General features: G+C 61.8%; 3 protein-coding genes. 1 reads left to right on the plus strand and 2 read right to left on the minus strand.

All coding sequences use genetic code 11. The features are described 5' to 3' along the window. The first annotated feature begins 191 nt into the window (after positions 1 to 191). Positions 192 to 1,343 carry a porin gene (locus tag LGM89_RS32010; RefSeq protein ID WP_226275080.1) on the plus strand — a complete coding sequence of 384 codons (1,152 nt, stop codon included), beginning with the start codon at positions 192 to 194 and terminating at the stop codon, positions 1,341 to 1,343. A gap of 271 nt (positions 1,344 to 1,614) precedes the next feature. Here the strand turns inward: LGM89_RS32010 and LGM89_RS32015 are convergent, their stop codons facing one another. Then, positions 1,615 to 3,288, minus strand: coding sequence for a long-chain fatty acid--CoA ligase (locus LGM89_RS32015; protein WP_089494036.1), 1,674 nt, complete (start codon positions 3,286 to 3,288; stop codon positions 1,615 to 1,617). Positions 3,289 to 3,424: 136 nt separating this feature from the next. Continuing rightward, the gene (locus LGM89_RS32020) at positions 3,425 to 5,500 is read right to left on the minus strand and encodes a molybdopterin-dependent oxidoreductase (RefSeq protein WP_226275082.1); all 2,076 of its coding nucleotides are present in this window, start codon (positions 5,498 to 5,500) and stop codon (positions 3,425 to 3,427) included. Between the last annotated feature and the right edge of the window lie 500 nt (positions 5,501 to 6,000).

The following is a 6,000-nucleotide window of genomic DNA, read 5'->3' on the forward strand; positions in this document are numbered from 1 at the left end:
GGTTAACCCGTGATTTTAACCATTGTTGCATAAAGGAAACATGGCGACCTTGAGCTGCGGCATTTCGCTTTGTGGCAAAAAACGGTTTTGCTACATTACGTGCGACTTCTTGCGAAGTTGATGGGGCCCGTCAACAGAACATAACTATCCGCCCCGCCAGAAAAAATTCAGTGAATTTTGGAGATCCGTTAATGAAAAAGTCGCTTCTCGCGCTCGTCGCGCTGGGCGCGTTTGCTGGCGCTGCCCATGCGCAAAGCAGCGTGACGCTTTACGGCATCATCGATGAAGGCCTGCTCTTCAACAACAACGCGGGCGGCAAGCACCTGTACAGCATGGCCAGCGGCGTGATGCAAGGCAGCCGCTTCGGCCTGCGCGGCACCGAAGACCTCGGTGGCGGCCTGAAGGCGATCTTCACCCTCGAAAACGGTTTCGACGTGAACAGCGGCAAGCTCGGTCAGGGCGGCCTGATGTTCGGTCGTCAGGCTTACGTCGGCCTGTCGAGCCAGTACGGTACGGTCACGCTGGGTCGTCAATACGACTCCGTCGTCGACTTCGTCGGCCCGCTCGAGGCAGGCGACCAATGGGGTGGCTACATCGCTGCTCACCCGGGTGACCTCGACAACTTCAACAACGCGTATCGCGTGAACAACGCAGTCAAGTTCACGAGCCAGACCTACGGCGGCTTCTCGTTCGGCGGCTTGTACAGCTTCGGCGGTCAGGCAGGCCAGTTCTCGAAGAACCAGGTCTGGTCGCTCGGCGCAGGCTACAACAACGGCCCGCTGGTCTTGGGCGTCGGCTACTTGAACGCACGCACGCCGAACCAGTTCGGCGGCATGTTCAACAACGGCTCGGCGTCTTCGTCGGTCTCGTCGCCGATCTACGGCGCGTACGCGAACAACGCGAACGCGTACCAGGTCATCGGTGCCGGCGGCGCCTACACGTTCGGCGCAGCGACGATCGGTGCAACGTACTCGAACACGAAGTTCAAGGGCTTCTCGGCAGGCCCGTTCGTGAACCAGTCCGCGACGTTCAACAACGGCGAACTCAACTTCAAGTATCAGCTGACCCCGGCGTTGATTCTCGGCGCAGCGTACGACTACACGCAAGGCAGCAAGATCAACGGCAGCTCGGCAGCCAAGTACCACCAGGGCTCGCTGGGTGTCGACTACTTCCTGTCGAAGCGCACCGACGTCTACGCGATCGGCGTGTACCAGCACGCATCGGGCAACGTGCTCGACGCGAACGGCAACGTGATCCAGGCAACCGCAGCGATCAACGGTCTCGCAGGTTCGAGCACCAGCAACCAGGTCGCAGCACGCGTCGGTATCCGTCACAAGTTCTAATCAGCTTGCCTGACAAGCCGCAGCATATTGAAGGCGCCTTCGGGCGCCTTTTTCTTTTCCGGTCGGTGCAGCCGCGAAGCCGGAGCGCAGCGAATCGTATCGACTACGATGCGCTCGTCGAGGAGGCACCGTGCCGTCCTTGCCGCGTCGTAGCGCATTACCGCCGTATCGAACACCTCCCCCAGAAGCCGCCTCGCGCGGAAACAGCCTCTTCCGGTCGCAAACAAAAAACCCGGCACAGGCCGGGTTTTTTCGTTCCGATCGGCCGCCGTTACGCGCGTCCGTCACGCAGTTCGCGCCGCAGGATCTTGCCGACGTTCGTTTTCGGCAGCTCCGTACGGAACTCGACCAGCTTCGGCCGCTTGTAGCCGGTGAGCCGCTCCTTGCAGTAAGCGAGGATGTCCTTGTCGGTGAGCGCCGGATCCTTCTTCACGACGAACAGCTTCACGGCTTCGCCGGAATGCTCGTCGGGTACCCCGACCGCCGCCACCTCGAACACGCCCGGATGCGACGCCACCACGTCCTCGACTTCGTTCGGGTACACGTTGAAGCCCGACACGAGGATCATGTCCTTCTTCCGGTCGACGATCTTCACGTAACCTCGCGCGTCCATCACGCCGACGTCGCCCGTCTTGAAGAAGCCGTCCGCGAACATGACCTTCGCGGTCTCGTCCGGCCGGTTCCAGTAACCGGCCATCACCTGCGGGCCGCGGATGCAGATCTCGCCCGGTTCGCCGAGCGCGACGTCGTTGCCCGCGTCGTCGCGAATCGCCACCTCGGTCGACGGCAGCGGCAAGCCGATCGTCCCGCTGTACTCGGTCGCCGTCACGGGGTTGCAGGTCGCCACCGGCGACGTTTCAGACAGCCCGTAACCTTCGATAATCGCGGTATGGGTCTTTTCATACCAGCGTTTCGCGACACCTTCCTGGATCGCCATGCCGCCGCCGTTGGCGATCACGAGCTTCGACAGGTCGAGCTGATTGAATTCCGGGTGGTTCAGCAGTGCGTTGTACAGCGTGTTGACCGCCGGGATCGTCGAGATCTGGTAGCCCTTCAGCTCCTTGATCATGCCGGCGATGTCGCGCGGATTCGGGATCAGGATGCCCATGCCACCGGTACGCATCGTCAGGAAGCCGCAGACGGTCAGCGCGAACACGTGATACAGCGGCAGCGCGACAACGGTCACGAACTGTTTCACGTCCGGGAACTTCTCGTGAGCCGGATGATGCCAGGCGCCCGCCTGCAGCACGTTCGACACGATGTTCCGGTGCAGCAGCGTCGCCCCCTTCGCCACGCCGGTCGTACCGCCCGTGTATTGCAGGAACGCGACGTCATCGGGGCCGATCTTCTGCGCCTTGAATGCCTGGCGCGCACCTTCCGACAGCGCGGCCTTGAAGCGCGTGAACGACGGCAGCTGCCAGGCAGGCACCATCTTTTTCACGTTGCGCACGACGTAGTTGACGAGCCATCCCTTGATGCCCAGCAGATCGCCCATCGAAGCGACGACGACGTGCTTGACGCTCGTATTCGCGATGACGGCCTGCAGCGTCGATGCAAAATTCTCGAGGATGACGATCGCCTCCGCACCGCTGTCTTTCAGTTGATGCTCGAGCTCGCGCGGCGTATAGAGCGGGTTGACGTTGACGACGGTGTAGCCCGCGCGCAGTACCGCGGCGATCGCCACGGGGTATTGCAGCACGTTCGGCATCATGATCGCGACGCGCGCCCCGCGCGCAAGCCCGCGCGATTGCAGCCATGCGCCGAACTGGCGCGACAGCTTGTCGAGTTCGCCGTACGTGATGCCCTTGCCCATGCAGACGAATGCCGTGCGGTCGCGATACTGCCGGAAGCTTTCGTCGAGCAGGTCGGGAACAGAGGGATAAGGAGACGCGTCAATTTCGGCTGGAACGCCGGGTGGGTACGATTTCAGCCAAATTTTGTCCATACCGCGCGTCTCCTCACTGATTTTCGAATGGTCGTGCTAAAACGCATCGTAACGGCTCGCTCGTTCCGAGACAACAGGGTTAGATGTCCACTTCGAACTTCCATGGAAATTCGTCTGATCATACGGGGATATCCGATCAAATGCGCTCAACTTCCACAAGGCAGTCGTAGAACGTCGCCGAATTGCCGAGATCGGTGAGTGCCTGGCTCGTCACTTCGTTCGCGTTCCTGCCGTCCGGCGACAGCTTCTTCCACCAGATCGACAGCCCGACGACGAGCCCCGCGCGGGCGCGATCGGTAACTGTCGCGAGCGCCTGCATCGATCCGCGGTCGTTGAAGATGCGAACGACGTCACCTTCCGCGATCCCGCGCGCGTCGGCGTCAGACGGGTGGATGTCGAGATGTGGCTCGCCTTCGGTATGACGCAGGCTGTCGACGTTCACGAACGTACTGTTCAGGAAGTGGCGAGCCGGCGGCGAGATCATCGCGAGCGGATAGCGCGCGGCGAGCTCGGGCGCGGCCTCGGCCGACTCGAATGGCGGCAGGTAGTCGGGCACGGGATCCGCGCCCATCTGCTCGAGTCGGGGGCTGTAGAACTCACACTTGCCGGACGGCGTGCGGAAACCACCGTTCGCGAACGGCGCCTCCGGCAGCTTGAGCTTCAACCAGCCATCGCGCTTGAGCGTGTCCCAATCGCTATCGAGCACCGGATCGTCCCAGCGGAGCGCCGCGCGCGCGACCTCTTCGTCGCTGTGATAAAGCGCCGGCTCGTCGAGCCCCATGCTGCGCGCGATGCCACGAAAGATCTCCGTATTCGGCCGTGTCTCTCCCACCGGAGGAATCGACGGCAGGTTCGCCATCACGTAGGTGTGACCGTACGATTTGTGGATGTCCAGATGCTCGAGCTGGGTGGTAGCCGGCAACACAATATCGGCGAAATCGACGGTATCTGTCTTGAAATGCTCGAGAACAACTGTGAACAGATCGTCACGCGCAAACCCTGCCGCGACCTTCGATGAATCCGGCGCGACCGCCACCGGATTCGAGTTGTATACGATCACCGCTTCGACCTTCGGCCCGAAGGTGGCATCGCCCGGATGCAGTAGCGCGTCGCCGATTGCGTTCATGTTAATGATGCGCGGCAGTTTGTGCGGCCAGCCCGGCATCAAATCCGGGCGAAGCAGCGCAGCCTGGTTGACCGGCGCGGATTCCGACGACGAGAGCAACAGCCCGCCGGCGCGGTCCCGCCAGGCGCCCGTCAGCGCTGGCAGGCTTGCGATCGCGCGTACGGCGTTGCCACCGCCGCGAACGCGCTGCATGCCGTAGTTGAGGCGGATCGATGCCTTGCGGGTGGCACCGTAACGACGTGCAAGGTCGATCAGCTCCGACGCGTCGATCCCGCAGATCTGCGCAACGCGTTCCGGCGGATAGGACATCGCCCGCTCCTTGAGCGCGTCGAAGCCGAGCGTATGGCTTGCGATGTAATCGTGATCGAGCAGGTCTTCGGTCATCAGCACGTGCATCATGCCGAGTGCGAACGCGCCGTCGGTACCAGGCTTCAACGCGATGTGCTGATGACACTTCTCGGCTGTCAGCGAACGATACGGATCGATGGCGACAAGACGTGCGCCTCGGCGCTTCGCTTCCTGCGCGCGCGTCCAGAAGTGCAGGCTCGACGCGATCGGGTTTGCTCCCCAAATCAGAATCAGCTCGCTTTCCTCGAAATGCTCGAGGTGCATGCCGAGACTGCCGCCATAGGTGTAACGTAACCCCGCTGCACCGGCCGCCGCGCAGATCGTGCGTTCGAGCCGCGAGGCGCCGAGCTTGTGGAAGAATCGCTGGGCGATGCCCTCCCCCTGCACGAGCCCCATCGTCCCTGCGTAGCTGTACGGCATGATCGCTTCCGGCGCGCGCGCCGCGATTTCACCGAGACGACGGCCGATCTCATCGAACGCCTCGTCCCAGCTGATGGGTACGAAATGCCCTTCCCCTTTGGCGCCGACGCGCTTGAGCGGGACGGTGAGGCGGTCGGGGTGATGAACGCGATCGGCGTATCGGCTGACTTTCGTACACAACACGCCTTGTGTCGGCGGATGGTCGGGATCGCCCGTGACCTTGATCGCCTTGCCGTTTTCGACAGTCACACGCATTGCGCACGTGTCCGGACAATCATGCGGGCAAACGGCCCTAGCTACCTGAATGGCGGCGTTCATCGTTTTGTGTGCAGAGATGGGGATTCGCAAATTTTACGTGGACACGCCGAATAAAGCGTTCATTTCGTACGGTGTCTGAGGTATTTGGCCGAAACGCGATGGGGGAATCGGTTCAGTTTCGGTGGTTCGGTGCGTCGTCCCGGCGTATTTGCATGGCGACCCGACGCTCGTTGTCGACTTTGGCAAGCTAATCACCTACGAGTGTGCTGCCCGAGGTGCGGGAGAGAGAAATTGCAGCCTTGATCGGAGATAGCAGCAATAGGCCAAGGGATCGCGGATGATACTGGCTGATTGGCGTGCCGGGAGCGGCGAGCGCTTCTACTTGGACAGGCGATGGGGAAACTCCAGCCAGGCTACCACTCCGCGCCCCCGTGCATTTCCGCCGCTGAAATGCAAAAACCCCCGCCTTTCGGGCGGGGGTTTCTGGCTTAGGGAGCCTGACGATTACCTACTTTCACACGGGAATCCGCACTATCATCGGCGTAGAGTCGTTTCACGGT

The sequence above is a fragment of the Burkholderia sp. AU31624 genome (genome assembly GCF_020420065.1).
Lineage (GTDB): Bacteria > Pseudomonadota > Gammaproteobacteria > Burkholderiales > Burkholderiaceae > Burkholderia.

Bases quoted from the DNA above. Each gene is read 5' to 3' on its own strand.
- LGM89_RS32010 (WP_226275080.1), top strand. From the start codon at position 192: ATGAAAAAGTCGCTTCTCGCGCTCGTCGCGCTGGGCGCGTTTGCTGGC.
- LGM89_RS32015 (WP_089494036.1), bottom strand. From the start codon at position 3,288: ATGGACAAAATTTGGCTGAAATCGTACCCACCCGGCGTTCCAGCCGAA.
- LGM89_RS32020 (WP_226275082.1), bottom strand. From the start codon at position 5,500: ATGAACGCCGCCATTCAGGTAGCTAGGGCCGTTTGCCCGCATGATTGT.